This window comes from Bradyrhizobium ferriligni, from assembly GCF_056837965.1.
The window spans coordinates 1-26,504 of the sequence record NZ_JBXEJO010000021.1; the positions used below are offsets into that span (position 1 = coordinate 1).

At 58.4% G+C, this 26,504-nt stretch carries 21 protein-coding genes, 2 pseudogenes and 1 riboswitch; of the genes and pseudogenes, 8 read left to right on the forward strand and 15 right to left on the reverse strand.

The window, feature by feature from the left end; all coding sequences use genetic code 11:
- Positions 1-310: 310 nt before the first annotated feature.
- Both AC1VNY_RS14455 and AC1VNY_RS14460 read right to left on the reverse strand, forming a co-directional pair.
- The gene (locus tag AC1VNY_RS14455; RefSeq protein ID WP_482405633.1) at positions 311-2,026 is read right to left on the reverse strand and encodes an MFS transporter; all 1,716 of its coding nucleotides are present in this window, start codon (positions 2,024-2,026) and stop codon (positions 311-313) included.
- Positions 2,027-2,419: 393 nt separating this feature from the next.
- On the reverse strand, positions 2,420-2,566 hold the full coding sequence (locus AC1VNY_RS14460) for a hypothetical protein (RefSeq protein WP_482405634.1): 147 nt from the start codon (positions 2,564-2,566) through the stop codon (positions 2,420-2,422).
- 617 nt (positions 2,567-3,183) lie between these two features.
- Here AC1VNY_RS14460 and AC1VNY_RS14465 point away from each other — a divergent pair.
- The 3 genes from AC1VNY_RS14465 (at position 3,184) to AC1VNY_RS14475 (ending at position 5,423) form a co-directional block, all read left to right on the forward strand.
- Positions 3,184-3,933, forward strand: a complete 750-nt coding sequence (locus AC1VNY_RS14465; RefSeq protein ID WP_482405635.1) for a Crp/Fnr family transcriptional regulator — start codon at positions 3,184-3,186, stop codon at positions 3,931-3,933.
- A 474-nt stretch (positions 3,934-4,407) separates the two neighbouring features.
- Positions 4,408-4,683, forward strand: a complete 276-nt coding sequence (locus AC1VNY_RS14470; RefSeq protein ID WP_482405636.1) for a Flp family type IVb pilin — start codon at positions 4,408-4,410, stop codon at positions 4,681-4,683.
- A gap of 158 nt (positions 4,684-4,841) precedes the next feature.
- Positions 4,842-5,423 (forward strand): LabA-like NYN domain-containing protein, encoded by a 582-nt coding sequence (locus AC1VNY_RS14475; RefSeq protein ID WP_482405637.1) that lies wholly within the window; start codon positions 4,842-4,844, stop codon positions 5,421-5,423.
- Between the two features lie 224 nt (positions 5,424-5,647).
- Here the strand turns inward: AC1VNY_RS14475 and AC1VNY_RS14480 are convergent, their stop codons facing one another.
- Together AC1VNY_RS14480 and AC1VNY_RS14485 are read right to left on the reverse strand one after the other, a co-directional pair.
- Positions 5,648-5,863 carry a hypothetical protein gene (locus tag AC1VNY_RS14480; protein WP_482405638.1) on the reverse strand — a complete coding sequence of 72 codons (216 nt, stop codon included), beginning with the start codon at positions 5,861-5,863 and terminating at the stop codon, positions 5,648-5,650.
- Positions 5,864-6,245: 382 nt separating this feature from the next.
- Positions 6,246-6,500 (reverse strand): hypothetical protein, encoded by a 255-nt coding sequence (locus tag AC1VNY_RS14485; RefSeq protein WP_482405639.1) that lies wholly within the window; start codon positions 6,498-6,500, stop codon positions 6,246-6,248.
- A 627-nt stretch (positions 6,501-7,127) separates the two neighbouring features.
- Here AC1VNY_RS14485 and AC1VNY_RS14490 point away from each other — a divergent pair.
- Positions 7,128-8,270 carry an 8-amino-7-oxononanoate synthase gene (locus AC1VNY_RS14490; protein ID WP_482405640.1) on the forward strand — a complete coding sequence of 381 codons (1,143 nt, stop codon included), beginning with the start codon at positions 7,128-7,130 and terminating at the stop codon, positions 8,268-8,270.
- A gap of 839 nt (positions 8,271-9,109) precedes the next feature.
- Here AC1VNY_RS14490 and AC1VNY_RS14495 read toward each other — a convergent pair.
- The 4 genes from AC1VNY_RS14495 to AC1VNY_RS14510 form a co-directional block, all read right to left on the reverse strand.
- Entirely contained in the window at positions 9,110-9,859 is a 750-nt protein-coding gene (locus AC1VNY_RS14495) for a carbonic anhydrase (protein ID WP_482405641.1), read from the reverse strand.
- An 8-nt stretch (positions 9,860-9,867) separates the two neighbouring features.
- Entirely contained in the window at positions 9,868-10,587 is a 720-nt protein-coding gene (locus tag AC1VNY_RS14500) for a thermonuclease family protein (RefSeq protein ID WP_482405642.1), read from the reverse strand.
- An 809-nt stretch (positions 10,588-11,396) separates the two neighbouring features.
- The gene (locus AC1VNY_RS14505; protein WP_482405643.1) at positions 11,397-11,801 is read right to left on the reverse strand and encodes a type II toxin-antitoxin system VapC family toxin; all 405 of its coding nucleotides are present in this window, start codon (positions 11,799-11,801) and stop codon (positions 11,397-11,399) included.
- Entirely contained in the window at positions 11,801-12,040 is a 240-nt protein-coding gene (locus tag AC1VNY_RS14510) for a type II toxin-antitoxin system VapB family antitoxin (protein ID WP_482405644.1), read from the reverse strand. The genes AC1VNY_RS14505 and AC1VNY_RS14510 overlap by 1 nt, the downstream gene beginning before the upstream one ends.
- A 71-nt stretch (positions 12,041-12,111) precedes the next feature.
- Here AC1VNY_RS14510 and AC1VNY_RS14515 point away from each other — a divergent pair.
- A pseudogene (locus tag AC1VNY_RS14515) lies at positions 12,112-13,013 on the forward strand (Wadjet anti-phage system protein JetA family protein).
- Positions 12,994-13,329 (forward strand): hypothetical protein, encoded by a 336-nt coding sequence (locus tag AC1VNY_RS14520; RefSeq protein WP_482405645.1) that lies wholly within the window; start codon positions 12,994-12,996, stop codon positions 13,327-13,329. Before AC1VNY_RS14515 ends, AC1VNY_RS14520 begins: the two are co-directional and overlap by 20 nt.
- A 784-nt stretch (positions 13,330-14,113) precedes the next feature.
- Here AC1VNY_RS14520 and AC1VNY_RS14525 read toward each other — a convergent pair.
- Positions 14,114-14,962, reverse strand: a complete 849-nt coding sequence (locus AC1VNY_RS14525) for a nodulate formation efficiency C protein (protein WP_482405646.1) — start codon at positions 14,960-14,962, stop codon at positions 14,114-14,116.
- 1,335 nt (positions 14,963-16,297) lie between these two features.
- Positions 16,298-16,500, forward strand: a riboswitch (cobalamin riboswitch).
- 102 nt (positions 16,501-16,602) lie between these two features.
- Here AC1VNY_RS14525 and metE point away from each other — a divergent pair.
- Positions 16,603-18,948: a 5-methyltetrahydropteroyltriglutamate--homocysteine S-methyltransferase gene (gene metE, locus AC1VNY_RS14530; RefSeq protein WP_482405647.1), complete on the forward strand. Its 2,346-nt coding sequence runs from the start codon at positions 16,603-16,605 to the stop codon at positions 18,946-18,948.
- A 284-nt stretch (positions 18,949-19,232) separates the two neighbouring features.
- Here the strand turns inward: metE and AC1VNY_RS14535 are convergent, their stop codons facing one another.
- Positions 19,233-19,478, reverse strand: coding sequence for a transposase (locus tag AC1VNY_RS14535; RefSeq protein WP_482405648.1), 246 nt, complete (start codon positions 19,476-19,478; stop codon positions 19,233-19,235).
- A complete protein-coding gene (locus tag AC1VNY_RS14540; protein WP_482405649.1) occupies positions 19,448-20,590 on the reverse strand; it encodes an IS5 family transposase in 1,143 nt (380 codons plus the stop codon). Before AC1VNY_RS14540 ends, AC1VNY_RS14535 begins: the two co-directional genes overlap by 31 nt.
- 374 nt (positions 20,591-20,964) lie before the next feature.
- On the opposite strand from AC1VNY_RS14540, the gene AC1VNY_RS14545 reads away from it, so the two are divergent.
- Positions 20,965-21,822, forward strand: a complete 858-nt coding sequence (locus tag AC1VNY_RS14545; protein WP_482405650.1) for an Effector protein NopP — start codon at positions 20,965-20,967, stop codon at positions 21,820-21,822.
- Positions 21,823-22,393: 571 nt separating this feature from the next.
- Here AC1VNY_RS14545 and AC1VNY_RS14550 read toward each other — a convergent pair.
- The 4 genes and pseudogenes from AC1VNY_RS14550 to AC1VNY_RS14565 all read right to left on the reverse strand — a co-directional run.
- Positions 22,394-22,627, reverse strand: a pseudogene (locus AC1VNY_RS14550) (transposase); the annotation flags it as partial.
- A 308-nt stretch (positions 22,628-22,935) separates the two neighbouring features.
- On the reverse strand, positions 22,936-24,288 hold the full coding sequence (hemN, locus tag AC1VNY_RS14555) for an oxygen-independent coproporphyrinogen III oxidase (protein ID WP_482405651.1): 1,353 nt from the start codon (positions 24,286-24,288) through the stop codon (positions 22,936-22,938).
- A gap of 484 nt (positions 24,289-24,772) precedes the next feature.
- Positions 24,773-25,402 carry a hemerythrin domain-containing protein gene (locus AC1VNY_RS14560; RefSeq protein WP_482405652.1) on the reverse strand — a complete coding sequence of 210 codons (630 nt, stop codon included), beginning with the start codon at positions 25,400-25,402 and terminating at the stop codon, positions 24,773-24,775.
- A gap of 151 nt (positions 25,403-25,553) precedes the next feature.
- Positions 25,554-26,237, reverse strand: coding sequence for a helix-turn-helix domain-containing protein (locus tag AC1VNY_RS14565; RefSeq protein ID WP_482405653.1), 684 nt, complete (start codon positions 26,235-26,237; stop codon positions 25,554-25,556).
- Positions 26,238-26,504 lie beyond the last annotated feature (267 nt).

The window sequence follows — 26,504 nt, forward strand, 5'->3', positions numbered from 1 at the left end:
CGGAGGATACTTGGCCCGAGCCAACGATCCGCCTCCAGGAAACACCGTGATCTGGCGCGGACTATCGCGGCTGAACGACATCGAACTTGGAGCCGCAATCGAGGCAACAATTATGGGTAATTGAAAGATCCGATAAGGGCTTACAAAGGCCGAACCTTTCGTCGCACACGACGGAAATCGTCGCGCTATTATCGCTTGCCCGGCCTGACGTCCTCGCCGATTTTCGCGAGGGCAAGGCAAAGAGCGTCTAGGCGCTTTTCGTGTGATGAAGTGTCGATTGCTGCGTTCCGGCCTCTGCCAGCAAGCTGCGTCATTTGATTGGGCGGAGTGGCCGGCTACGTAATGCCTTCGTCGGGCTTGCGATCTCCCCTTGCATTTCGCCAACTGCGTACTCGGTCGTGTCGTCAATCGAGCGTAACGAGCCGAACGGCCTTTCCAGCATGCGACGGACCCGTACCGGCGCGGGGCCGATGTGGAAGCGAATTGCCTGCTGCTCCAGTGTACGTTCCGACCGCGTCGAGCGGTTCCGCCAACGCAAATAGTCGAGCCAGGTAGGACAGTGATAACGCTCGGTCCACAATTCCGGATCGGCGATGTCTCGCGCGATCGACCAGCCGTAGGCGCCGTTGCGTTGCCGAGACAATTGCACGTCTTGCATCACATTGTGGAACGCCCTGGCATTCTCCTGTGCAACCCGGTATTCGATCTCGACGACGAGCGGGCCACTGCGTCCGGTCAAGGCGAGCCGTACCTCGGGATCGGCGAGCGGCTCAGGGTCATCACCCCGCGCGCCGATGCGGGGCATAGGCAGCCAACGGCCGATGAGGGGGGAGGCGAGCATCAGGGCGGCCGACACCAGTAGCGCGGTTTCGACCCCCACCGCGTCGGTCAGACGGCCCCACCCCCAACTGCCGACGGCAATCCCACCAGAGCTCGCCGCCTGATAGGCTGCAAGCGAGCGTCCGGCCACCCAGCGCGGCGCTGACAGCTGCACCCCAATATTGAATACCGCCCACATCATCATCCACGCAGCACCAGCCAGGACGAGTGCCGATGCGGTCAATACCGGTTCGCGGCTGAGCGCAGCCGCGGCCATCGTCGCGCCCATGGACAGCGCACAAGCGCGGATCGCGGCCTCGCCGCTCAACCGCTTGCGCAGTTCGGTGATATTCAGTGCGCCGACCACCGCACCAAAACCAAAAGCGCCGAGCATGATACCGTAGGTCTGCGCGTCGCCATGCAGGAGATCGCGCGCCACCAGCGGCATCAGAGCGGTGATCGCACCGCCAGTGATGCCGGTCACGAGGCTGCGGGCCAGCACAATCTTGATCGAGGGCGAATTGCTGATATAGCGTATGCCAGACAACATCGCGCGGCTCAATCCTTCAGGCGGCAGGCGTGAGGGCGCGCTGATGCGTTTCCAAAGAAACAACGCGATAATCAGCGGCAGATACAGCAACGTGTTGAGCGCGAATGCGGCCACTGCTCCCGCGGTTGCTACCACGACTCCGCCGATTGCCGGACCTACGCTCCGCGCAATGTTGTAGCTGATGCCGTTCAGCGCGATCGCAGCAGGCAGCTGTGCTTCCAGCGGAACCTGTTCATTAACCGACGATTGCCAAGCCGGTCCCATTAGTGCCATGCCACTGCCGACAACGAGGCATAGCATGAGCAAGAGGTTGGGCGTGGCCAACCCAAGCCAGGCGACTACCGTCAACCCGGTTGCTCCGGCGAGCGCCAATCCAAGCGAAGCCAGCGCCACGATGCGGCGGTCATACATATCCGCGATCGCCCCGGCCGGCATCGAAATCAGCATCACTGGCAGTAAGAGCGCGGTCTGCACCAGCGCGACCTTGTCAGCCGACGATGTCATCTGGGTCATGGCCCAGGCCGCACCAACGCCTTGAATCAAGATACCGACGTTGGACAGGAGGCTCGCAAGCCAGATGCGCCTGAAGGTCGCGTGCCGCAGCGGCGCCGTGATGCCGTCGGCACTACGCGTCCGCACTTTTTGTGAATCGGTCATATCGGTTCGTGGTGATCTACCATGATTTGATCTTGGCAAGGATCACAAGGATGTTCCTGGCGCGATATCGCGTTCAGTGCCTGGCCGTAAAATGAAATGCTTCGATCGTGATCGCGGCCCGGCATGACTTGCGGCCTGCCTCACACCTGTTCGCTCCAGCGCGCTACTTGCATGGTCCTGTTGATAGATTGTGTTCGCTGGCAGATGTAAACTTTGTACGAAGCGGACAAATGCGCGCGGAATCTCCAGGCGCAACAGTTTGCGTCGCCAGAAGCATACCTGGCTCTCACTGCGAGGGAGCCCGCGACTCCATCTCGCAGGACTCCTCGATGCCTCAGATAGCTCCGAGCGGTGATTGACGGAGATGGTTGTCGCTTGCCAGGTCGTTTCGTGTCAGTATGGAGCATTGGACGTCATCGGAGACAGTGTCAGGTTCTGGATCGAGCGTTTGAGCGCGCATTTTTCGCGCAGCACGCGCGACAAGGTTTCCAGCCGCAATGCCGCTATGGCCGCCGGCGTGGAAGCGGTGACGCGCTGCAAGGCAGATCGTAGGCACACCCCATACGGTTTTAAGATGCGACGAATTTTGCTCCGACCGCACGCATGGAAACTCTTCTGAGGCCTCTGCATCGTACGAAACGATCAAATCTGGGACCAGGACGACACGCGCTGTCGAAAAGCTGGGTTGTTCGTACCTCACGTACGGTCTTTGTCGGGGCGTCCTTTACTGCGCAGGTTCTAAAGAAAACACGACCGAACCGTGACAACAAGTTCTATATGAAACATTGGCGATGACGGACGAGCGCTGCCCGCTGGGACGTTGCAGGCGAGAGAATGGGTGCCTCAAAGAGCTGATTGTGCGGCTATCTGATATTGTCTTGCGCGACGTCGTATAGCGCGTGGAAGACCTGAACTCCCGTGAGTTTGTGGCACAGCGTGGTTTGGCGCTTCAAAGCAAGTGGGCAGGCTCCGCCCAGTGTCCGTGGGGGCGGGTCCACTTGCTGGGCATGGCACAAGAAAAGCACCCAGGAGACCATAACCGACCACGCACCCGCTGTCGTCCACGACCAGACTGCTCCAGAAGTGTGGCTCGCAAGCGGGCGGTCAACACGCGGTTGATGTTTTAACCTCTTTTGGTGCGTCCCAAGGAGCGAGCCTTGGTCAAAAATGCGATTCTGGTGCGGCTGCCCTTGCGAGACCTTGCGGCAATAGGGGAGCTCCTTGAGCCGATCACCCTGCAAAAAGGCATGACTCTGCATGAGCCGAATATGCATGTCGAGCACGTCTACTTCATGGAGTCGGGTCTGGCTTCACTGAGAATTGTCACGGCAGGAAGCATGCTGGAAACGGCACTCGTAGGATATCGGGGGGTGGTCGGCGCTTCGTTCTTATGGGGAGGGCACCTTGCGACGCATCAATCGGTCGTACTCTTTGCCGGAAGCGCACGGCGGATCCGTGTCGGGGATTTGCGTCGAATAATAAAGCTGCGTCCAGAGATCCGAGTGCATCTCTTTAAGTACATCCAGGCGCTGACGTTTCAGTGCGTTCAGACGGGATTGTGTGGAGTTCGACACGATCGCGAACAGCGGCTTTCCTCCTGGCTTTGTTTGGCGAGTGATGCTGTTGACGCCCGTATGCTGCCGGTCACCTATGACTATCTTTCTAATGCCTTCGGATTGCGCGGTGCCGGGGGCGCAGAGACACTGGTCCGATTCGAAGAACACGGTCTGATTCGCAAGATGCGCGGCGCTTTGCACATTGATGATCGCAAGTCCCTCGAGCAAAAGGCTTGCTGCTGCTATAAGCTTGTGTCGGCCGCTTATGCCTCTTCAACTCATTGTATTGAAACGAGTGGAGTCTTTGGGGCAGTCTCGCAGTCAGTCTCCAAGAGAGGCCCGTCGCGATGATTAGCGCCAAGACGCTGAGTCTATTGTAAGGCAAGCTGCACCCGATTTCGCGACGTCTTATGGCTGGGTTGTTGCCCGGGTTTACGACGACCGCATTTGGACTGGCGCAGGATCTTGCGCCTGGTCATAACTCAAGACCTGATCGGGGTGGTCAATCCTCGGGTGAGGGCGCGAATGCGACGCTCGGGTAGGAAACCAGGCTGTTTGTCCTTTGCGTGCAGAGTTCGGCCGAGCGCAGCCGAAGGGAGCAAGGTATTTATTGCCAGCATGTCGGACGGACATGGCAGGCTGCTGTTGATCAGCGGAGACGACAGGTGAACAGTGGAGGAACGGTGCTGCAAGCACGAGATTGTGCGCCTCAAAACACGTTTCGTGAAGGGATCTGAGATAACCAACGTGACAAGGCGACAGGGACTGAAAGTGAAAGGAATTGCAGCGCCAGAATACCAAGCCGGGGGGGGGGGGCGGCCAGAAATGACATTTGTCATGAGATCATCTGCTTTTCTGCGGTTTTGGCCAAACAAGACTGGGGCGACCTCCATCGAGTACGGTCTGATCGCGGTGGCGGTTTCCGTTCCGCTTATCCTTGCACTCAACGGTGTTCGTACAAATCATAACGCTGATTGCAGTGCTGCGCCTGCGCGCAGCTTTTCGACTGGCCAGTTCAACAAGATGGATCTCGCACGCGAACCCGACACAGGTAAGCAACAGAACTTCGAGAAGGCCTCCGCTGGATCCTTGGGCCGATGATATGAAGTCGATGGAACAGGAGACGCGATCGTCGTGTGAGCTCGATAAAAATCTCGTCCCATGTCATTGGAAGAGGCCCCTTCGCTGCCGACTCTCCAGCTCGTCCTCGTAAGTGGCTGGTTCATAGCCTGCGCGGCATTTTGGAAGCTGGAGCAGTGATGTCCCGATTCGAAAGGCTCGCCATCTTTATCGACGGTCCCAACCTCCATGCTACCTCCAAGGCGCTTGGTTTCGAGATCGACTACAAGCGTCTGCTTGAGGAGTATCGGAGGGAGGGCCGGTTGCTGCGGGCATTCTACTACACGGCGATTGCGGAGGATCAGGAGTATTCGTCGATCCGGCCGCTCATCGACTGGTTGGACTATAATGGCTATACCGTCGTCACCAAGGCAACCAAGGAATTCCTTGACGCCAGCGGTCGGCGTAAGGTGAAGGGAAACATGAACATTGCGCTTGCGGTCGATGCCATGGAGCTCGCGGAGCATATCGACCAGATGATCCTATTCTCTGGTGACGGCGACTTGCGTTCATTGGTGGAGGCCGTGCAGCGGCGCGGCGTCACTGTCACCGTCATCTCGACCGATGCGATCCAGCCGCCGATGATCGCAGACGAGCTTCGGCGGCAGGCAGACGACTTTATTGAACTAGCACAGCTGAAGCCGAAATTGGGCCGCCATCCGACCGAACGGCTCGGGCCTGCGACGGGTGCTGGCAAGCGAGAGTCAGCCAGCGCGGAATAGCGAATAAGGTGATGCGAGGACAACAAGTGCCCATGATGCCCGGCAGCCCGTCGGCGCCATCCGACAGCACGACCATCACATGATGACTTGCCCCCGTCAGTGCGTCTCGTACCTGTCATGCTGTTGTAGACGCTGATGCCATCCTCTCTCGCAACAGTCGGCTCCAACAGCGCTTGTTGCTGCTTGTAACACGTGTGCTCTCGGCAGCGCGACGTCCGGCGTCCTCAGCTGGGTCTGACAATGGCTTCGGCCGCATCCCGCACCGGCTGACACGGTGCGCTGGACCGGTGGTTGGATTGTCGCAGTTCGCTCCCAAGCCGCATCAGGCTGCATTGCAGCCACAGCCCTTCCTGCTTCTCGTGCATGCTACGCCGAAACAATGTTTCGGCATAAGCCCGCATCCGGAATCGGTAAAGCAGTCGGTAGAAATGACTGGCCATGTCCTGCTCCCGGTCCATTTCGCCAACGCGAGACTTTCCATGCCATCATTGTCTTCACTTAGCGCGATGTATGAATGCAATTTTGGCCCGGGTCACGCCTGAAATCGGCCTTGGAACGCCTGTTTTGATGAATTTTCATCTTCTGGATCGTGGTTCACGAGATAAAGCCGCGGTGAGCAAACTTGATCTCCGCCATGGTGAGTCAAACTCGAACTAGAGTGAGAAGCTGATGGCAGATGCGGGGTTTTGACGACGAAGATCAAGTCGATCTCGTGCCGCACTTAGCGTCATTCTACGATCAAATCGCCGTCTTAGATGCCGCGAGAACTCGTGCAAGGCGCCGTAAAAGCATCTAGCGGGCTTTGAAGACTTTCAACGTCTACTAACAACCTATCCGAGTCTTCGCGTTCTGTTGTGCCGAGCGCATAGGATGCGCATAGTCGCCTGACGTTGACCCTTTCACGGCCGTTTGCGGCTCGCTTTCGGAAGACTCAAGCTGCGTGAGATCATGACGGAGCTCGTCCAACTCGCCGAGCAGCAACTTCGTGACCGTTTGTCGCTCATGGCTGATGAGATCCGCGCTGTAGAGCACGCTGAGATAGCGATCGATGTTGGCACGCGCGACGTACCCGTACATGTCGCCGGTCCCCTGTGTCCGGGACGGTCCCTAGGTGAGAGGACCGGAAGGAACATGATGGTCCGAAGCTTGTTTGCAAGTCGGTTAGACAATTATCGTTAGGTTGTCGCGCCGCAGCGCGTCATAAAGGTCCATGGTTTGATGCGCTAGGATTGATAGTGGTGTCGCGAGCGCTCGGGTGCGGAACGTGCGCTTCTGATACGATCAGATCATGGTCGCTGAGCGAACGCCCGCCGCTTGTCCGCTCTGTACAAAGTTTGCGCGCGCATGAGGAAGCACAATCTGCCACATAGCTAGATTGAGGATGGAATGGCCTGCACCGCCACTGGTTCATTCTCTCGGCGGACGTTCGGTGAGGGAGCCTGCTTGCAAGTCAAAGGTGTACGATTAGTCATGCCGTTGAGCGATCCTGGTGCGCTTGGTCGTGACGGCCAAAGCGGGATTCAGCCGAGCAGGAGGCTTGTTCGCCGGACGGCAGTCCATTACCGATGGACTTTTGGTGCTGTGCTTCTCGGCCAGCGGCGCTTCGATTTGCTTGCAAATTGTCGATGACATGACACAAGTTGAGATCCGTGCCACGAAGACTCGGACGATTGCGCGCTGCTGCGGGCGGTAGGAATTCGATCAATGAATACGCCCCTTAATGGCTATGTCGCGGCCCTGGAAGCCTTGAATGAAGACGATCGGCTCCGCGGCCTGAAGCCGCGCAAAGGGACCGATTTTGCTTCAAACGATTATCTTGCGCTGGCGAGTGCGCCCCGTATGAAGAAGGCTTTGCTAACCGCGCTCGATGCCGGAACGCCGATCGGAGCTGGTGGGTCACGGCTCCTGCGCGGAAATTGTGAGGAGCACGAAGCTCTCGAAGCGGACGCGGCGCGGTTCTTCCGAGCGGAGACCGCACTGTTCTTCGGCGGCGGTTACATCGCAAATTTTGCCGTTCTGACAACGCTGCCGCAGCAAGGCGATTTGCTTGTTCTCGACGCGCTCGTGCATGCTAGCATTCATGATGGCGCACGAGCGAGCAGAGCCGAGTTCCGGATAAGCGCCCATAATGACCCCCAGTCGATCGAAGACGCGATTGGCGACTGGCGCGCTAGGGGCGGAAAGGGACGCGTCTGGATCGTGGTGGAGAGCCTCTACAGTATGGACGGAGACTTCGCACCGCTTACAGATCTGGTCGCAATCGCCGAGCGCCACGAAGCGTTTCTGGTCGTGGATGAGGCACATGCCACAGGTGTTTACGGCGAGCAGGGACGGGGCCTTACTGGGCCCTATGAGGGGCGCGAAAATCTCTTAGTGATCCACACCTGCGGCAAGGCGCTGGGCGCGGCGGGTGCTCTTGTCACGGGTTCCGGCGTGTTGCGCGACTTCATGGTCAATCGGTGCCGCCCATTCATTTTCGCCACCGCGCCTTCACCCCTAATGGCCGTCGCGGTGCGAGAGGCAATCTTAATCCTGCAGGAGGAGCCCGAGCGGCAACGACATCTGATCGATTTGATCGACTTTGCACATCGGCAGCTCATTGTGTGCGGTCGCGCGAGTTCTTCGAACTCACAGATCATTCCTTATGTTGTGGGCGACAACGCCCGCGCGATGCGGCTCGCCTCTGCGCTACAGGCGCGCGGCTTTGATATTCGTGGGATACGGCCGCCAACGGTGCCTGTGGGAACGGCACGGTTGCGGATCTCGCTGACACTTAACGTGGGGCAAGATGATGTATCCGACATGATCGATGCGTTGGTCGAAGAGACCTGGGGCGACGTGCATTGAGGCAAGATGATCATGAGGCTGACGTCGGGATCGGCAAAGCTGCTTCAAAGGTGCTTGCCGACGCACCCGCTTCGGAATGCAAATTGACAAGGTGCGCCCACGCAGAGCTACCACCGCTCTTTGGACAACATTCTCAGGACGTCCATCCATCCTTGAGTGCCAGGCTCGACGGGGTGTAGGCGACGCGCAGAAGAGTATTCTGCGTTCCAGCCGATGATCGCAACTGTCGCGCGCGAAAATTGCCGGTTTATTGCGGATCCAAAGTATGGTCTTACAGTTTCAGCGATGCTGCGTTTTCGAGATTGCCGGTCGCTTCGTTGGCTGATGCAGGAGAGACCGTCCAATGCCGTCGCGAGCAACAGTGTTCCTCACATCAGCAGGCTGGACCGCCGTCGTGATCCTAATTCTGCTGTATGTGATCTTCAGCCCGATCTGAGTCGGTGAGCTTGACAGTACGATCTCCATCGGTTCCAAACCGGACGATCCGGCGAGGATATTTTGCTGAAATTTGTCCCGTGTCGCCGAGCCCCCGCTTAGATCCCGACATCCATCGCAGCGCATTTCTGCGGCTTCAGCCAACTGTGTTGACCAGTGCATTGACGGAAGGCATGGACCCTGTTCGGTCGCGGCAGGAATTGTGTGGGGACTGGCCGCGCGTTGCCAACATAAGTGCGTAAACTAAGAAGAGGATAAAAAGCCCGCGCATGCAAAGAGGTGTCCCGAAGCTGTATGTCAATTGTGCAGCTGTCACGTCCGGTGCATTTACCGATGGGCGGGCGAGTTTTGCGGAACTCAACCGGAGCCGTGCTAGGCAGTTCAAACGACTGCGAAAGTACAGGTCAGTTCAGCAAGTCGACCCTGCCGGTGTCGAGCCGGTACAGACCTCCGACGACCTTTAGCCTGTTCTGCTCAACTGCCGCGTTCAGAACCGGGCCCGCCGATTTAAGTTTGCCGACGTTATCGATTACGTTTTGCCGGATGGCATTGGCGAACGCATCACCGGTTTGATGGCGAGATTCCCGTACGGCAGGCGCAAGCGCAGCGACGAGGGAGGGAATATGCCCCGGTGCCGGCTTGTCGTCGCTGAGCGACTTGATTGTGGCGTCTATCGCGCCGCAGCGATCATGACCGAGTACCAAAATCAACGGCGTGTTCAGCACAGCGACGGCGTATTCCATGCTCGCGATCGTGACATCGTTGGCAAAATTGCCGGCGAGGCGGCAGACAAACAGGTCGCCAAGTCCGCTGTCGAAAGCAAGTTCAGGCGCTATGCGAGAATCCGCGCAGCTCAGGACCGCCGCATATGGATTTTGTCCATCGACTAAAACCTCACGCTCGCGCTTGAAATCGCCGCCTCGTGATGCGCCCTGGACAAATCGGTCATTACCTTCGATCAGCCGCTTGAGCGCAGCATCCGGCGAGAGCAGATTATCCGGCTTGGGCAGCCGGTTTGCTTCCTTCGCGTTAACGATGTTGTCGCCAAGCCGCATGCCAACCGCAGAAAACGCGAACAGCGATAGTAATAGCGACCGGCGCGAAGGCTTGATCATCAGCGAGCTAGACATATTAGGGGAACGGTCTGCGTGCATGTGTCGCCTCATCGCGCTGCTTTACGCCATCCAGTGGCTTCAGCCTCGGCTTCGCTGCAGAACCATCGATCACCCGCCTTCTTCGTCATATCGATTTGTCCGTAACCGAGTTGCCCGGGCATGTGATAAATGCGCTCGCCCCCGCGGCCCAGCGTGCCCTTTATCAGACAATCGGGTGAGGGCGGGTCGGATAGCAAAGCGGATCCGAGCAGGAGTTCCTGAGCGTCGATCGGTATCGAGCTCGCGCCGACAACGATGGTCCCCTTGTTGCGGCGACGCCAGTCCCAAGGAGCGATGAACGCCCCCGACCATAGGCCCGCATAGGCATTGCTCGCTACAACCTCATAGATAATGTAGGTGTGAGGATCGGATGATAGTGCCCAGCCCGAGCTTATCATCCATGCGTTCACGTCCTCGCCTGCGATGAAGCAGCTGCCGAGTGACCGTCCGTACTTATCCACCCCCGTGGTGTGACAATCCCACGTTCGTCCATTCGAATGCCTGATAAGCTCATCACGAGCAGCTATGCCGCAAGCCCATTTCTGGCCGTGGGCGTCGAGGCAGATCTGATCCGTCTCTGGCGCCTCGATACCCGAAAGCCGAATTTTGGTTTGCTCGATCTCAATCGTATTGCCATCGATGATGCGTGGAGGGCCGCTGAGTTTTGCTGCGCAAGCCGGAGATGTGATGATAGCGAACAATGCGGTTATCATCGCGCGACGTTTCATCCCGACAGCCTTTCGCTCTTGGTCCATGCGCTCAAAAACACCTGCAATCCGGCGTCGCCGCATTCGACTGCTTGATCGCACCATGTCGGTTACTTGGTCTGTGCTGCATCATTCGATGTTTGGTTGGTGGAAGCTCGATTGTGGTTGCCAACCTACGGCCTGACGTAACGTGAGATTCAAGCGATTTCTTGTGTGAGTTGCGATAGGCTTCCGGCCTCGACCGTCTCTCTCAGTAGACGCACACTGCACCGTGCTTAAGATCATCGGGCACAGCGTCGAACTCGGTGCATTAAAAAACAACCGAATGCTCCCGAGAGAAATCAATCAAAGTAAATGAACATGGCTTGCAACGCGTTTGCGAGCGCCATCGTACAGCGCACGATCCGTCGATGTAGATTCGTCGATGCGCCAGACATCGGGCCCGACCGTTAGACAGTGATCGAGGGAGCGGCTGGGTTCATGGTACGTGGCGGACGAGGTTGCTAAGCGACTTCTGAAGCTGGCACCGGTTGGTCTCGACTATCCTTTCTTCTCCGATAGCGGCTCAACCAGCCAACCAGCGTGGAAGTGGCTTAAAGATGGCCTCGGCTATTGGCATTTGTTGGCAAGGCGTGACGACATTAGGTTCAAAACTTTGGATAAACTCCAAGACGCGTGAGTTTCGTCTTGAGCTTATCTAGTATCTGCGTGCGATCCAGCCGTCGCGGATCGGAGTTTTCCGAGAGCCGCTCGTCGGCCGCGGGCGTCAGCGCCGCGAATTCGGGCCAAGGCAGGGAGTTCGGGGTAATCGTACGGACGTTGCCAGCGGTCTATCCTTTATGGACCAGCTCGAGATCGGTTCGCGGAAAGTCGTCACCCTTGTGCAGCAGTGGCGCGCGATAGGTCTTGGCGCAGGCATAGGCGAAACAGTTGTCAAGATTGAGCTGAGCCGGATGTCGCCCCTTTCCGAACCGATCGAATGCCATAGCGGCGGTCGATATCATTTCGTCGGCAATCGCGCACACGCGGATGGATCCGGCGTCGAGAAATTCTCGCACTGCCGCCTCCGCTTCCGGCGCACCCCATGCGTTGACGCGCATGAGAGCACAGATCGTTTCGTAGACTGCGATGGGTGAGGTGAACGGCGCCTTGGCGTCCGCAATTGCCATGACGAGCTCAGCCGCGTCTGGCTCGCGTAGCAAGATTGCGACCAGGGCTGAGGCATCGATCATCATCAGGCCTCACTGGACAGATCGTCGAAAAACGCCTTATCGGCGGTCAGGCCGGTTTTGGGAGCGCGGGCGATGCGGTCGAGCAGCGGTTGCACCCGCTCCCAGAGCGGCGTCTTCAGACGTTCACGCTGAATTTCATGTTCGCAAGCCTCGCGAATGCAATCGAGGATCGGCTTGCCTTTGAGGGCGGCAAGTTCACGAATGATCCGGTCAGTGTCGCGGTCTTTAATGTTGTAGGCCATGGGTACCTCTGCTCGGGTATATAGGTATCCATATTCGGGTACCCCAGCAATGGGGGCGTGCTCTTAACTCAATGATATTACGTCATATTTGTCGAATATGGATCGCGAGAGAGACGAGCCGCCAAATTGCAGCAGCTCACACGCGAGATTACCGACCGCAAACAACGCGAGGCCGCACTCGCCGTCGCGAGGCTCGCAATCAGGTCGATCAGTTCACCGAGAGTCTGCGGGCCATTTTGGCCGACCTTAAGCGTACCCGACGGACGGTCATGGAACCGAAGACCGTGGGCACCAGGCTGGAGGCCTTTTTCGAGGAGTTCGTCGACCAGCTGCTGCTGAAGGATTTAGTCCATCCTCACCGTCACCCATCCTTACCGTTTCCGCGACGCGATCGTGGATCTTGCTCGCAGAATTCCTGCACGTCCGAGACGATGCAGGTGCTCGCCGAGGAATACGCCGCAGCAAGCATGGCGTCCGATCTCGAAGAGGGCCGGATGGCTGCGGCTGACGACTTGTTGGCCATCGAAAGCATCTTCGAGCAGATCGCGAGATGTTCGATCGGATCGAGACCTTTCGCAGACAGCTCGAGGCACGTGTTCGAAACACCATCAGGTACGCGGAGCGCGGAGCACAGGGACTCGTCGGTCGCGCCGGCGACCTGGTGTGGCGGCTTGACGCCCTGCTCCGCGAAGGCGGGCACAAAGAGGCAACCGTCGAATGGACCATTGAGCCCCTGCGGTCGCCTTGGCCTGAACACCATCAGGCGCCGGCTAGACAGTTGCGCCGTCCTGTCGAGGCAAGAGAACTCGCCGGGCCGCCGTCGGATCCGCTCTACGAACTGCGGAAGCGGCTTCGCCTCGGGTACATCGCCCGCATCGCGCCGCGGCCCGAGGACGTCAAAAGTTTCCTCGAGCGGCAGGTGCCTTCCGTTCGCCACCAAGGAGGCGCGCTTCATGGAGATCGGCACCGTTGACGATTTTCTCGCCTTCGATTGCGCCCGACGTTATGCGCTAACCGGCGACGTGCCGGCGCAGATCGCGGCTGGCTTCGATGCGGAGCCAAGCCTTGACACGCCTCCGCACGATAGCGAGTGGCTCAGATGCGCGAACTTCGTGTATCGGGTACGCCGGCGAAAGGCAGAGCGATCCACGCTTGGAGAATTTGACAACATCGAGCGCTCCGTCGGCGCGGAGAAGGCGGCCGGCCTTCGGAAGGCGTTTCACTTCTTGCTGCGACGACGATTCGTGTTCGTGGCGATCCTCGCACCGGGACGGTCTACAACACGATGATGGATGGCCGCTTCCGCGACGTGGTCGATGGCTTCTTCGACAGTTACGGTTATCGCGTCCATCGCGATCCGGAGGCGCAGTGGGGAGCCGTGAACTGCCGATCTCTTGTTACGGGCTTGAAGTCGACGGCCGACTCAAAGCCGAATTTGTAACGAGAGACGGCGCCCGGGCGGGTGGGGAAGAGCTAAAGAAGCATGCTTCAGATCGGGATTTACGACGCGCAAACGAATGCGCGTGAGGAAATCTCGATCTTCCGTCCCAATTCTGCGGTCGATAAATCGCAGCATGGCTGCAGAGCTCCTCGCCGGGGATACTCGCGAAAGGGGCCCGCCGCCATGAAGTATGCCGGCGTCGCTATCACTGCCCCGTTCCCGGGTACCCTTTTAACCGGTCTCGTCGCTGCACTCGCTCCCGCGTGCCGCCTTCGGCGTCACGCTCCTACGGGTGCCATTGTCCGTTGAAGCGATGCGCTGCGCGCACGCCTGGTCAGAGCAGGGGCCGCAAGCATCGCTGGGCCAACTCCCCCGAAGAATGGATCTAGAGCTGGCCGCGTCGCAGGTTGGCGTCCGCTCGCTGCATGTGAGCGGGGAGGGCTAAGCCGGCTCTCGTAAGCTGGCACGTGGTCGCCTGGTCATGGCATCGATTGCTTCGCGGAATGGGCCGAGAGCAACGGTGCTACCCTATGACGAGCTGCGAGGGGCTCGCGGTTTGTCGCAAAAGCGTAACAGGTCAAGTCAGCGCTTCCGAACGCGTGTGCTTTGCTGCTCCTCGGAGGCGCTCAGCGTCAAGGAGCTGCGCCGCGATCTTGCTTTGTGCGACCATCGGCCGAGGCCTTTCGCGTCCTCTCTATTGCTTCCCGTTCACTTGGCTCTATCCGATCGAACCAGGAGCCTGGAGGAAAGGCCGCGATGCGCTTGGCGAAGAAAGATTGCGGCTCCCAATCTTGTCCCTCGCTCTTCTCGAAAGCGATGACGCCGTTGTGGGTAAAATAATGGGGCCCCGGGATCTTACAGTTCACCAAAAGCAGAACGCGCCACAGATCCCCCTTCTCGGCCGACTTGTCATTCGGTTTCGACACGTAATCAACTACAACGGGTTCAATGATATGGCAGCGGCCGTGCCGCAGAAGATTGCCGAGCTTGCCTTGCGCAGTCGTCACGAAATTGAAGTTGGCCGGATCATGCAGAAAGTGAAGATTTGCGTCCCTTTCGCCATCTGTGACTTCACTGGCGATCAACGAGAGCGCCAAGGCACGCCAGCCCAACTCAATCGGCTTTGCATATGTCGACGCAAGTTTAATCGTCCCGTCGGTCGCGATCTTCCAAGTGATAGCGTACTGTTCGTCTGATCTATTGTCCGGGTGCCTGGTCCATGAAAAATAGACATACTCTGTTCGGTCAATTCCTTCGGCGACTCCCCATGATCGAGGCACAAAGTGAGCCACCTTCGAGACCATGGAGATGATTTGTTCTATAGTCTCACCATCTTGCGCTCGCCACGTTGACTTGACCCTTTCGACAAGCGCGTGGTCGTTGGCGCGAACATTGTTGCTCGTCGCCGCCAGCCCGGCCAGGCAGATCAGCGACCGACCGATACAGAACCAAAGCACGCGTCTTCCAGACATTTTCTTCATTGCTTCCGGCCCATCTGGTTATCATCCACACGTCAATTCCAAAGCGGGGACGTTCTCCTCAACGTGCTATGCGCGATCGCAAGAAGTTAGCGGCAACGTGACGCGGGCGCCTGCCGATGTCCCGCACGAGCAGGCGCCGTCCCTCGATGTCACGCGCCGCTAACTTCAGTGGTCAGCCAAAGCCTCAATTTGCAATGCTGGACCCGCCCAGGAGGAGAAGCCTGGACATGCCAAGGGCTTGCATTCTTCGTGCCAGGCAATAACCGGCAGTTCGCGCCAGATTTGTGCCGTCTTTGTCGACTTACCGACCTGCGCACGTTCTAATGTTACCATTCAGCCTATTCGCCACGACGTCCGAGAATGATTCTTATCACGCACTGAATCTTCGACAGTGCGGGCGAATGCCTTGCTGCCGGAGTCTTGACGACAATTGGGAGCAGGTATGCCGCCATCGATCCGTGTGATCCGGGGGCGTCGCCGCTACTACGAATGTCGAGGGCGCCCAAGCCTGTTGTGCTTGGCACTTTGCGGCCTACATCAACGCGGAGCCGCCCTTCAGCGGCGAGCGATTTGGAATCGACGTTAAGGAACTTCACGGATCAAGCAGGCGGACGAGACGTAGCATTCTCCGCTCGCGCGATGTTATGGGCCGTCGTCTACCTGCTCGTCATTGCAGTCAACATTAGAGGAACTGCGCTTCCACGCAGCCGTGTCGACCGGCAAGAGAAAAGTCTCAGGTCTTACTAGCTTCGGCTTGAATTACTCAACGCTTTCGAGAGCATCTGTCTGACGGGGTGGCTCATAAAAGGCCTTGCCATCCAGCCGAACAGACCGACAGTAAAGACGGCAGCAGCAAAGACGCCGAGGGCGCTCCAAACAGCAATTTTCATTGCGAGGCTCTCTTGTGGTTGTGGTGATTCAATGTGCTTGCTTTGGCCAGTATCACTAAAACATCAGCGTAACGCCTACCAGGATTGGCTGGTCGTACATCGACATGCTCGCTGAGCACGCTGCTGGATTTAGCGCATACCTCTTGCGCCTATTCGACACTGATCCATGGTTATTGGTGGAGAAGGGAGGAGGCATCGAAGCGTGCTCGATGAATCGTTCGAAAGCCGGGCCGCATGAAAACGTCCCGCTCGGCGTGGTACTGCCGCGTCGTCTCTTCAATAGATCTGACACGCCGCCCGACGCCACGCGCCTTCGAGATGGCCATTTCGATATCTTATGATTGGAGAGTGGCGTCCACGTCGCGATCAAGAGTGGCCTTGGAGCGTCGTTCGCGTAAGAGGCCGCAGCACCAATTTGAGAGGTTGACGGCCGAGTTCTCTTGCCGATAATCCAAGTCGTCGAGGTTCTCCGGTTTCCATTTGATCCGGAGCTAAGAGGGAAGCCGGTGCCAATGCCGGCGCTGCCCCCGCAACTGTGAGCGGCGAGCCACTGTCCAACAAAGTCACTGAAGCCCGCGCGGCTTCGGGAAGGCCGGACAGCAGCAATGACCCGCGAGCCAGGAGACCTGCCCCGACAATATGTTCATCCACGGGCGGGGTGTCCCGGTGGTGCGCCAAGCAGCCGTCGCTCGGGCGACTTCTCCTGCCTGCGTCCGCCACGGCCTTTGCCCCCAACACGGGGTTAGCGCTATGTCTCTTCTCTCACTTCCGGTTGCCACGCTCGGAACGCCGCGCATCGGTCCAAGGCGCGAGCTCAAATTTGCACTCGAAAGCTATTGGGCCGGAAGAACCAGCGAACAGCAGTTGCTCGAGGATGCGGCCGGCCTACGTGCCGCGAACTGGGCGCGCCAGAAGTCCCTCGGTGTCACCGTCATTCCGTCGAACGACTTCTCGCTGTACGATCAGGTGCTCGACACCAGTGTTATGGTCGGCGCCATCCCGGAAGTCTACGCCTCGAAAGCCGAGCCCGTTTCCCTCAAGACGTATTTCGCCATGGCACGCGGTTCACAATACGACAGCCGGGGTGCGAGTTGCGGCCACGGATCTCGCGGCGATGGCGCACCCGCGCAGGAGATGACCAAGTGGTTCGACACCAACTACCATTACATGGTCCCGGAATTTCACCGCGGACAGACTTTCAGGCTGTCCTCTCGCAAGCCTATCGAGGAGTATGAGGAAGCCAAGGCCATTGGCTTTCAGACTCGCCCTGTCCTGATCGGCCCGGTCACATTCCTAAAGCTAGGCAAGAGTGCTGATCCTGCGTTCCAGCCACTGTCACTATTGGATGACCTGCTACAGGTTTATATCGAGGTTCTGCAGGAATTGGCCAAACGTGGGGCAAATTGGGTTCAGTTCGACGAGCCCTGCCTGGTTCTTGATCTGGATGAGGAATCAAGAAAATCCTTGCTACATGCCTATGACCGGCTCGCCAAGGAAGGGCCGGCCATCAAGATCATGGTCGCCAGCTATTTCGGTGGCCTCGGCGACAATCTTCCCACCGCCTTGCGCCTGCCTGTCGCCGGGCTGCACGTCGACCTGGTTCGGTCGCCAGCGTTATTGGACCAGATCATAACCGCCAAGCGAAGTGATCTTGTCGTGTCACTCGGCGCGATAGACGGCCGCAATGTGTGGCGAACGAATTTGTCGGCACTGCGCCAGCGGCTCGATCCCGCTATCGCGAAGCTCAGCAAGGATCGCATACAAATCGCTCCCTCCTGTTCGCTGCTTCACGTGCCGGTCGATGTTGAACTCGAGACGGAGCTCGCTTCAGACGTCAAGAGTTGGCTTGCATTCTCGGTTCAGAAGATTCGCGAGCTTGCGACCTTGGCGCGGGCTCTTGCAGGCGATCAGAATGTTGCCGGCGCTCTTGCGGAATCGGAGCGCGCCACCACCAATCGTGGGACTTCGCCAAAGATCCAAGATGCCGGTGTCGCCGTCCGGATGAGAGCGATTAACCGGACCACGCGCCGGCGCGCCAGTCCATTTGCCAGTCGTGCCGAGATCCAGCGCAAGCGCTTCAAACTACCGGCGTTTCCTACCACGACGATCGGTTCGTTTCCGCAGACTGCGAAGGTCCGCAATGCCCGCGCAGCACACGCGCGAGGCGCGATGAGCGACGGACAATACGACGAGTTCCTCAAGGAAGAGACTGCCCGTGCCGTACGTTGGCAGGAGGACATTGGCCTGGACGTGCTCGTGCACGGCGAGTTTGAGCGCAATGACATGGTGCAGTACTTCGGCGAACAACTCGCCGGCTTCGCATTTACCAAAAACGGCTGGGTACAATCCTATGGTTCGCGCTGTGTCCGGCCGCCGATCTTGTTTGGCGATGTCTCACGGCCGAAACCGATCACCGTGGGGTGGTGGCGGTACGCGCAATCGCTAACCGAGAAGCCGATGAAGGCGATGTTGACCGGACCAGTGACGATCTTGAACTGGTCGTTTGTTCGCGATGATATTCCCCGAGGCGAGGTCTGTCGTCAAATTGCGCTCGCTATCCGAGACGAAGTCGGCGATCTCGAAAATGCTGGTGCGGCCATGATCCAGATCGACGAGGCTGCACTGCGCGAAGGATTGCCGCCGCGTCGATCGGAGTGGACGGCTTATCTCGAGTGGGCCGGGGATTGCTTCCGCATCTGCTCATCGGGCGTCGCCGATCAAACCCAGATCCATACCCACATGTGCTACTCGGAATTCAACGACATCATCGATGCGATTGCTGCAATGGACGCGGACGTCATCTCGATCGAGACTTCGCGCTCGAAGATGGAACTGCTCGACGCGTTCCGGAACTACAAATATCCGAATCAAATCGGGCCGGGCGTGTACGATATCCATTCTCCGCGCGTGCCCGAGTCGAGCGAGATGAAAGAGCTCGTGGCTTTAGCTCGAAAGCGGCTGCAGGATTCGCAACTCTGGGTCAATCCGGACTGCGGCCTGAAGACGCGCAAATGGGAGGAGGTTCGCCCCGCGCTGGTCAACATGGTCTCCGCGGCCCGCGAACTACGCGCCGCATCGGCTCCAGCCGACCGTTGATCTGGGACTGGTCTTGGTCGAGAATTCGACCGCCTGTCAACGATTTGCGGGCTCGATAATCGTGAGAGATCCTGGTGAAAAAAGGCCCGGCCGCCTTTAGCGGCCGGGCGGAAGTATGTCCGGGAGGAGCGACGCTGCTAGGCAACGTGCCGACCTCCATCAGCGGAAGGAGGACAGCCGATGGTCCGATTACGGCGAGGACATCCGCCGAAATCTGACCCTAGTTGAGGCGCAAGTTCAGCGTAGCTCAATCATGCCCTGATATGCGGCCCATATACCTGGGATTAGAAAGTCGTTCGTGAAGAACGTTTCTGAGCACCGTTTACGCGAGGCGTTGCGATAGACGGCGACAGCGTGTCCAGAGCAGGACGCGTAAAAGTTCCGTGAACCAGTGGCGGTAAGTTGTAGCCGGCGGCGGCGAGCACGGCGTTGATGCGGTCGCCATCGCGGCCCTTGAGATGGTTGCGGCGCATTCGGTGGTCGTCCTTGAGATGGCCGATCACAGGCTCGACGGCGGCGCGGCGCTGCATCTCGCGGCGGATGGCGTTGGTGACGCGGCGAACCTGGCCGCTGATCCAGACCTTGAACCGGTTTGGATAGTTGTGGCCGCGATAGCCCTTATCGCCGTGGATGCGGCGCGCTGGACCCCTGTGAGCTTTTCGAGATCGGCGATGACGGGACCGAGCGTGTGGCCGTCATAGGGATTGCCGTGCAGGGCCTTGGCATGCAGCACGAACTGCCCGCCTTTGGGCGCTGTGGCAGGCGTGGCAATCGAGACTTTGCAGCCAAACTCGTAAGGTGCCCGGGCCGTGCCTTTGCCGATGCACTCCACCTCGGGGGCGTGCAACGAGTAGACCTTGGGACCGCGCTGACGCTGCTCTTGATGGCGAACCCGGCGGGCGAGATCGAGCCGCGGACCAAAGCGATCCTCGCGCGCAGGGTCGCCCTCGATCTTGCGTCTGATGTCACGGATGATGCGGCCAAGCCGGGTGCGCAGGAATTTGAGTTCTCGCCGGGCGCGCTTGAACTGGTGGGCATGCGTGTAGCGTCCCACCATGACGGCGGCGCGCTTGACCACGCGCAGATAGCTCTGGCGCAGTTCGATACCCTCGCGTTTGGCCAAATCGACCAGCTTCTCGATCGCCCGGTGCATGAGCCGCGCATCGCTCGGATGCGCGATCGCCTTGTCCCGGACGGTGGTGTCCACAACGACCCGCTCGAGATCTTTGGTCTCGATCGCCCCAGTTCGATGCGCCACCGAGAGGCTTTCTTGCAACAGCGCGGCGATCTGCTCCTCACCCAGCCGCTGGCGCCAGCGGGTCAGCGACGAGCGATCGAACGGCAACTCGTGCCGGAACACCACCTCGCCGCAGAAATACTGAAAATACGGGTTCTCGACCCACCTGTCGCACAGTGCCTCGTCAGACAGATTGTGCATGTGCTTGAGGATGAACAGTCCGGCTACCAATCGTGTCGGCAACGGTGGCTGCCCCGCAGGCGACAGACCGAACTGAAGCGTCCCGCCAGGAAGTCCCAATCGATCTCCGCCGAACAGACGCACCAGCGGATGGCGAAGGTTGATGATCTTCTCCAGAGATGGACGAAACAGATCGTCCTGACGATCGTCGCGCGGACGGCTCATGGGTTCTCCCCAACAGCGAATCTCGCCGTCAAAGGAATCACGAAGCCGCCAAATCCGGAATCCAAAACCGCAAGAAAACCAAGATCTACCCACGGCTTTCTTGCAAAATCGAATACTTGCTCACGCCAAATCACAGCGATAGATCGTCGCTTCCTAATTCGTCACGGGCGACGGAAGAGATCGATAAGATCGGTACCTTACCGTCTATCGTCGGCGCAACGCTACGCAGTCTCGGACTTTCGAGTCTCGATGGGATCGACCCGAAAACCCGAATTGCCGTAAGCTTCTCGTCAGACTGGCTGACTATCAATCTCCGCTCGGCCGACCGGCTCATGCTCGGTTAAATCATCTTCGCTGAAAGGAATACCAAGTCCATGTACAATCGAATCAACGACTCATCCAGTTTTCCATGGGCGGCCTATCACGACAATGATGAGACGGCACAGCCCGGGGGGCGAAGCTTCGAGGACGCTCTTTCTGGAATGCACATAACAGATCCGGGCTCTTATGCGAGTTCTTCCGGCAGCGGTTCACGCTCCTACGTTCTCGCCTCCGAGCCACCTGTGGTGGAGCTCTCTCGAAACGAATTCATCGAAAAGGTAGAGGATTATTATGGCGACGAAATTCAGGATATCGCCAGTAACCCGCAGAGATATTCGGGTCCGATCGCAAACAAGGCCGCACGGACTGCACAAGTTGCCTATGATCACGGGAGAAAAGGTTCAAAAGATGCGAGGTATTTCAGCTACCAGCTAGGGGAGAAAAGTGTCGGACTTCTGCGCACGGAAAGTGGGGCTCCCGTCAAAGATGTGTTCAAGGATAGGCGCGCGCGCGCCAAATTTGAAAGGCTGTTCCCTGGACGGAAGGAAATTACCTCGACGGTCGATTTTCGGGTCGTTCATCCCCTGGTGGATAATGCAGGGGACATTTTGCTAGAGCATCAACTTCGGTTGGATGGCGACAGCCCGCTGCTGCTATCCCATCCGATAAACGAGGCGGCAAGGGGCCGGGCCGCGACGCTCGGTTTTGTTGATGTGAGCGACTCCCTGATGGTGCTTGACCCTAGACAGTCCGACAAGTGGACGAACAATAGCGCGGGTGAATGGCAGCGAGCAGACAAGCCTACGCTTTATCTTGCGAAGGCTGAGGAGAGCGATGGCAGGTATGCCGAAAGATCGGCACGTGCAGCAAATAGGACGCCTGATTGGGAGGACGACTACGACTTCATGTAGCCCAGGAAAATCGGCAGCGAGAGAGGGCGTTGAGGCCCGCTCTCTCCTGACGACAAATTGTTCGTAAGACAGTATGGTGGGCCCCGGCGGCGCGTATTATCAGGGGAGAAAGGTTCCACTCAGAGAGTTGTCGATTGATCTGGTAGGTGCCGAATAGCCTAGCCTCGACGCAGGCCAGATCAAAGGTAGCAAGATGAAGCTGGCCATGGCGGTCGGTGACAGCCGTCACTATGTCGTCGACTGCGTCATGCCTCGCCATTTTATCCAGACCGCCGCCAAGGCAGGAATTGGCGCGGGACTCGTGACCAGATCAAGGCTCGTCTGCACAGATTGGAGGGCGCGTGATGCCAAAAATCGATATGCGACCAGCTAATCGGAGCCAAGAGGCATTTCTGCCCCTGGCCACTGTGGACCAGCGGGATGACCATGGTCCGCCTCTTCGTCGCTGTTACGGGTCGGCAGGTTGTGCACAAGCGCGATATCGACAAGCAATCGCGCCAGCACGAGGGATTCCGGTTGTCGCGTGACGAAAGCAGATTGTCGTTCGTGAAGAACGTTTCTGAGCACCGTTTTACGCGAGGCGTTGCGATAGACGGCGACAGCGTATCCAGAGCAGGACGCGTAAAAGTTCCGTGAACCAGTGGTGGAGCAGGCTGAAGTTGTAGCCGGCGGCGGCGAGCACGGCGTTGATGCGGTTGCCATCGCGGCCCTTGAGATGGTTGCGGCGCATTCGGTGGTCGCCCTTGAGATGGCCGATCACAGGCTCGACGGCGGCGCGGCGCCGCATCTCGCGGCGGATGGCGTTGCTGCTCTTGATGGCGAACCCGGTGGGCGAGATCGAGCCACGGACCAAAGCGATCCTCACGCGCAGGGTCGCCCTCGATCTTGCAATGAGCGGCTTGCTATTGGTCTGGCGTCAGGTAGTCATTGCTCTAGTCAAGTTTTTGTTCCAACCTCTGCTGGAAACCTTGTGCGGCTCGACGCAGAGGGACCGCGAACAGGGATGCCAATCAGTTGTGCTCTTCAGCGTGGCGACTGGTCGCGATCCAAAGCATAAGCCAGTTACGCGATGTCGCGCTCGGATCTGAAACGGCTCGGCTCGGCTTAGTCGGTTTAGACCGCCAGACTATGGGTAGCTCCGGTCCGAGTAAGGTGAGCGTCGAAGATCGATGCGACGCTGCGGGCCAGGAACTCTGCGCCACCGGCTACGGAAAGCCGGCCATCATCCATCACCACGACGCCGTCGGCGATAAGGCCGTCGAGACGAGAACGATCGACGACGGCTAAGCTTGGGTCCCGGCCATAACGACGGGATGTCTCGCAAAGATCGACTGTTAAATCGCACATGATTCGTTCGATGATCTCGGCGTGGAAGCGATCGTCGTCAGTCAGTAAATAGCCCTTTGCGATGGCGAGCCGATCCTCGCTGATGCGAGCGAGGTAGTCCTTCGTTTGGACGGCGTTCGCGACAAAGCCCTGTTGCATACGGCCGATGGCGCTGGCGCCCAGACCAATCAGGGTGTCCGCGCTATCGTCAGTATAGCCCTGGAAATTGCGCCTCAGCCTGCCTTGCTGCCTCGCCAGGGCGAGATTGTCGTCCGGTAGGGCGAAGTGATCGATTCCGACGCGGACATATCCCGCATCAACCAAAGCTTCCGTGATCGTTTCGGATTGGACGTGGCGCGCGACGCTGTCGGGGAGGGTGGATGCATCGATCCTACGTTGATGCTTCTTGAAGGAAGGAATGTGCGCGTAGCCAAAGGCCGAAAACCGGTCCGGATGAAGCTCGAGGCATCTGGTGACCGTATCCAGGCACGAAGCGACCGTCTGCCGGGGCAGGCCATAGAGCAGGTCGAAATTGATACGGTCGACACCGGCGCGGCGCAACCGATCGACCGAGGTCGCGGTCTGTCCGAAGCTCTGCAGACGGTTGATGCCCTGCTGAACAACTGGATCGAAGCTCTGGACTCCAAGGCTCGCCCGGTTGACCCCGCAATAGCCCAGCGCCTCGGCCATCGGCTCGCTCAACATGCGTGGATCGATCTCTACGGCAATCTCGGCATCAGGCAGGACCGCGAATGAATGGCGCAACGAACCTACCAGATCAGCGAACGTTTCAGGCGTCATGATCGTCGGGGTGCCGCCCCCGAAGTGGATATGAGAGATCGGTTGCCGTCGGCCAAGGGTTTCTGCAACGAGGTAAGCTTCGGTCCGTAGTCCCGCTGCATAGATCGAGATCGGCTCCTGGCGCTTCGTGACAGACGTGTGGCAGCCACAATACCAGCACATGCGTCGACAAAACGGCACGTGCACGTAGATCGAGGCTGATTGCTGGGCGCCCAACGACTTGAGCCACGTTTGATAGTCGGATTCGCAAATCGAAGCTGAGAAATGGGGAGCCGTCGGATAGCTGGTGTAGCGCGGCAGCCGGTGCTGCCCGTAGGCTTGTGCCAAGTCCGGTCGCATTCGGAATGCCTTTCTTCCCTCTCCAACCGATTACCGGACACGCGGCGGATAGGCTTTGCGCTGGCTCAAAATATCCGCGTTGTTGATGGCCATAGCGGCCCTAAAGCCAAAATTGGTAGGGCATGCCCGCAATGTGCGTATCGCACTTTGGACCGCGATAAAGGTCCTGCCCTGTTCCGGGCAAGAAGAGGTCCAGCAGTGCCGCAATGATCGATCGCAGTCGGTCGGCGAACGTAAGGGGCGCTCATATCAAAAGTAATTATTAGCGGGGCGCTGGTCGAGCCGTCCTGCCAATTGCCCCGCGACGCTCACGTTACGGGACCTGCCGGACCCCGGCCGTGCTGTTTGCGAAGGGACGGGCTGCAAGCGATCATCGAGCGCGGATGTCGCACTGGCCGCGCGCAGCGTACGCGCCAGAAGGATTGTCATCTTCATTTCAACGAGATGAGCATGACCTCCACGGCCCGGCGTGAAGGGCCAGTGATCATTTACGGTCCATCGGCTTTGGCGCCATCTGGCGCTTACCTGCCATTGCGGACGAAAACGCCACCGAACTCCGTTCGGCTTCAGCTTCTTGCTCTAATTGCAGAATATGCGCTCTTAGTGCATCGGAAGCCGCTTCCGCCGTCTCGCTGAATAGCAGATCCCCATGATCAGTGCGGGCGGAAGCGATTTCCATCCAATCCTCAGCCGATAGAGCCTTGACGGCGGCGGGGAAGAAATCTCGTTCTTCCCACATCATGTGGTGCCGCTCCCGCAATATAAAGTCGCGTACGATGTTGCCGACGTCTTGCCGAAGGATTTCACGATCCGCGAGGATAGCATCGATAGCTTGAGCGAAATGGTGCAGGCGGTCGATGACTTCCTGGTGTTCATGCGCGAGATCGCCGATGATTGCAGCCGCATCCGGATCGCGAGTTCTAAGCTTGGAGAAAATCAAATCTTCCTGAGGATGATGGTACACCTCCGGGTAAACCTCGAAGTAGCTGATAATCGCGCGAATGACCTCATAGTCTGGACGAGCCCCATGCTCAAAAATCTCCAATTCACGCTGGAGGGCGACCAGAAGTAGGTCAATATTGCGATGCTCTCGAAGCAAAAGATCGATGCTCATTGCGGTGCTCCAGGGAGGAACAATGTAAGCAAGCGATCCTGCCATCTGTGCGCGATCGCCCAAGCCGATGTTCGGGTGTCTTTCACGTGCTGCGATCTGTCGGCGCTGTTCGGTGCACGGAAGTCCGCGCATTTCACAGCGCTTCTTGAGCTTAGCCCAAGTTCTGCGCAACGCGGCTCGGCAATTTGTCGTTACGTAGCTCGATTCGGCGCAAGGTCGGCAAGGCAATCACGCCATTCTGCTCGAGTTGAGTGAGGGTGCGCGAGACCGTTTCGATCGTCAAGCCAAGGTAGTCGGCAACATCCTGCCGTGACATCGGCAGTTCGATCGCAGCGTTCTTCGTAGTACGGCGAGACATATCGAGCAGAAATGCCACGACCCGCTGTTCAGCGCTGCTGATCAAAAGCATCAGATGCTCCTGAAAGCGGCGGAGCTCAAGCGCCATCGCGTCCCAGAGCTGCCTTGTGAGCTCGCTCTCTTGGCTGGCGCGAACGATGAGGGCGCTGCGCTTCACCATCAAAAGGTGCGTCTCACAGACCGCCTCCGCCGAAGCGATATGGCTGTCTCCGGCCTCAAAGCCGAAGATGTCACCGGGCAGATAAAACGCACCAATCTGACGACGTCCATCTTCCATAATCTTGTAGGTTCGTACAGCACCCGATACCACCTGGTATAGGTATTCGGCTGCTTCGTCCTCGCCATAGATCTCACTATTGCGAGCGAACCGCATCGGGGTCGCAACCATACCAAACGGTCCATAGGTACGAGATTGCCTGCACAGGACGCTGCTCGGATGATGGCTGATCTGGTGAATACTCGCGGCCTGAGCGTACATGGTGGACTCGATCTTCGAAACGTCGATAGAACGTAGACTGGCCGCTTCTAATGAATTGGAAAATTTGGATGTTTCCCCTAAGTAGAACCCACTAAGTATTTATACGTAGGCCGCGAGAAGGATTCTCGATGGGGGCGACGCAGCCTTTCGGTAGCTCGAATGCGGCTCAAAGCCGACCAGCCGCGTTTGAATGAGGAAGCTGCATGGTGGCTTGTCGGCCGTTCGGCTTGAAGTTGAGCTCGGGGATCCTCGGGGGGGCGGTGACCA

Coding starts and splice junctions, on each gene's coding strand:
- AC1VNY_RS14525 (WP_482405646.1), bottom strand. CDS start 14,962: ATGAAGAAAATGTCTGGAAGACGCGTGCTTTGGTTCTGTATCGGTCGG.
- AC1VNY_RS14520 (WP_482405645.1), top strand. CDS start 12,994: ATGGAGATCGGCACCGTTGACGATTTTCTCGCCTTCGATTGCGCCCGA.
- AC1VNY_RS14495 (WP_482405641.1), bottom strand. CDS start 9,859: ATGCACGCAGACCGTTCCCCTAATATGTCTAGCTCGCTGATGATCAAG.
- AC1VNY_RS14545 (WP_482405650.1), top strand. CDS start 20,965: ATGTACAATCGAATCAACGACTCATCCAGTTTTCCATGGGCGGCCTAT.
- AC1VNY_RS14475 (WP_482405637.1), top strand. CDS start 4,842: ATGTCCCGATTCGAAAGGCTCGCCATCTTTATCGACGGTCCCAACCTC.
- AC1VNY_RS14510 (WP_482405644.1), bottom strand. CDS start 12,040: ATGGCCTACAACATTAAAGACCGCGACACTGACCGGATCATTCGTGAA.
- AC1VNY_RS14535 (WP_482405648.1), bottom strand. CDS start 19,478: ATGCAGCGCCGCGCCGCCGTCGAGCCTGTGATCGGCCATCTCAAGGAC.
- AC1VNY_RS14540 (WP_482405649.1), bottom strand. CDS start 20,590: ATGAGCCGTCCGCGCGACGATCGTCAGGACGATCTGTTTCGTCCATCT.
- AC1VNY_RS14565 (WP_482405653.1), bottom strand. CDS start 26,237: ATGTACGCTCAGGCCGCGAGTATTCACCAGATCAGCCATCATCCGAGC.
- AC1VNY_RS14480 (WP_482405638.1), bottom strand. CDS start 5,863: ATGGCCAGTCATTTCTACCGACTGCTTTACCGATTCCGGATGCGGGCT.
- metE (WP_482405647.1), top strand. CDS start 16,603: ATGTCTCTTCTCTCACTTCCGGTTGCCACGCTCGGAACGCCGCGCATC.
- AC1VNY_RS14505 (WP_482405643.1), bottom strand. CDS start 11,801: ATGATGATCGATGCCTCAGCCCTGGTCGCAATCTTGCTACGCGAGCCA.
- AC1VNY_RS14470 (WP_482405636.1), top strand. CDS start 4,408: ATGACATTTGTCATGAGATCATCTGCTTTTCTGCGGTTTTGGCCAAAC.
- AC1VNY_RS14560 (WP_482405652.1), bottom strand. CDS start 25,402: ATGAGCATCGATCTTTTGCTTCGAGAGCATCGCAATATTGACCTACTT.
- AC1VNY_RS14500 (WP_482405642.1), bottom strand. CDS start 10,587: ATGAAACGTCGCGCGATGATAACCGCATTGTTCGCTATCATCACATCT.
- AC1VNY_RS14490 (WP_482405640.1), top strand. CDS start 7,128: ATGAATACGCCCCTTAATGGCTATGTCGCGGCCCTGGAAGCCTTGAAT.
- AC1VNY_RS14485 (WP_482405639.1), bottom strand. CDS start 6,500: ATGTACGGGTACGTCGCGCGTGCCAACATCGATCGCTATCTCAGCGTG.
- hemN (WP_482405651.1), bottom strand. CDS start 24,288: ATGCGACCGGACTTGGCACAAGCCTACGGGCAGCACCGGCTGCCGCGC.
- AC1VNY_RS14455 (WP_482405633.1), bottom strand. CDS start 2,026: ATGACCGATTCACAAAAAGTGCGGACGCGTAGTGCCGACGGCATCACG.